The sequence below is a fragment of the Zoogloea oleivorans genome, assembly GCF_008107625.1.
Taxonomy (GTDB): Bacteria; Pseudomonadota; Gammaproteobacteria; order Burkholderiales; family Rhodocyclaceae; genus Zoogloea; species Zoogloea oleivorans.
In genome coordinates, this window is record NZ_SDKK01000095.1 from 1 (window position 1) to 1403 (window position 1403).

Sequence of the window (1403 nt, forward strand, 5' to 3'; positions counted from 1 at the left end):
GGCGCGCACGCGCCCGGTCTGGGCGGCGCTGGAGGCGGGGGCGCTGCTGCTGTCGGTGGCCAGGGAGCGGGCCAGGCTGGAGACGGTGGGGTGCTGGTACATCTGCAGCACCGGGATGGCCCTTTGCAGCGCGTCGCACAGGCGGCGGTTGATCTGGACCATGCGCAGCGAGGTGCCGCCCAGGTCGAAGAAGTTGTCCTGGCTGCCGACGCGCTCGATCTGCAGGACGTCCTGCCACAGGCGGGCGATGATCTGCTCGGTCTCGTCGGCCGGGGCCACGTAGGCGCTGGCCACGGCGCTGCGTTTGTCGGGGGCCGGAAGCGACAGACGGTCCACCTTGCCGCTGGGGGTCATCGGCAGCGCGGCGAGGGGGGTGTAGCTGGCCGGCACCATGTAGTCGGGCAGGCGTTCGCGCAGCCAGCCTTGCAGGGGGGCGATGGCGGGGGCGATTTCGCGGGCCACGAAGTAGGCGGCCAGGGCCAGTTCGCCGCTGTCGTCGGGGCGGGCCACGACGACGGCAGCGGCGATGTCCGGGTGGCTGCGCAGCACGCTGGCGATTTCGTCGGGTTCGATGCGGAAGCCGCGGATCTTGACCTGGTGGTCGCTGCGTCCGAGGTAGTCGATGAGCCCGTCCGGGCGCAGGCGGGCCAGGTCGCCGGTGCGGTAGATGCGGGAACCCGGTGTGTCGCGGAAGGGGTTGGGCAGGAATTTTTCGGCGCTCATGGCCGGCTGGCCGAGGTAGCCGCGAGCCAGGCCGGCGCCGCCTACGTAGAGTTCGCCGATCACGCCGACGGGCACCGGCTGGCGGTGGGCGTCGAGGACGTAGGCCTGCACGTTGGCAAGCGGCCGGCCGATGGGCACCAGGGTGTCGGTATCGGTGAGCTGAGCGGCGTCGAAGTAACAGGCGTCGAAGGCTTCGGACAGGCCGTACAGGTTGAGCAGCAGGCGGCCCGGCATGGCGCGGGCGAAGCGCCGGGCGAGTTCGACGGTGAGCGGTTCGCCGCCGATGCACCAGTCGCGCAGCAGCGGCAGGCGGGCGGCGAGGTCGTCGTGGGCGTCGAGCATCATGCGCATCAGGGACGGCACCAGCATCATGCGCGTGACCCGGTATTCGCCCAGCAGGGCGACGAAGGCCCGCGGTTCAAGGAGCATCTCGCGCTGGACCAGCACGCTCGGTACGCCGTGGAGCAGCGGGCCGAGGAGTTCCCACAGGGAATCGACGAAGTTGAGGGCGGTTTTGCAGGCGGATACGTCGCCGGGGGCGAAGGGATATTCGCGCCACATCCAGGCGAAGCGGTTGAGGAGCTGGCGCTGTTCGACCATCACGCCCTTGGGGCGGCCGGTGGAGCCGGAGGTGAACACCACGTAGGCCAGGCTGGCGGCGCCGGCGAGGCCGGGCGGGC

The 1403-nt window shown here is 71.1% G+C and carries 1 protein-coding gene; it reads right to left on the reverse strand.

The window, feature by feature from the left end; genetic code table 11:
* Positions 1 to 1403, reverse strand: a 1403-nt coding sequence (locus tag ETQ85_RS25925) for a non-ribosomal peptide synthetase (RefSeq protein WP_148581852.1), incomplete at both ends; no start/stop codon positions are given.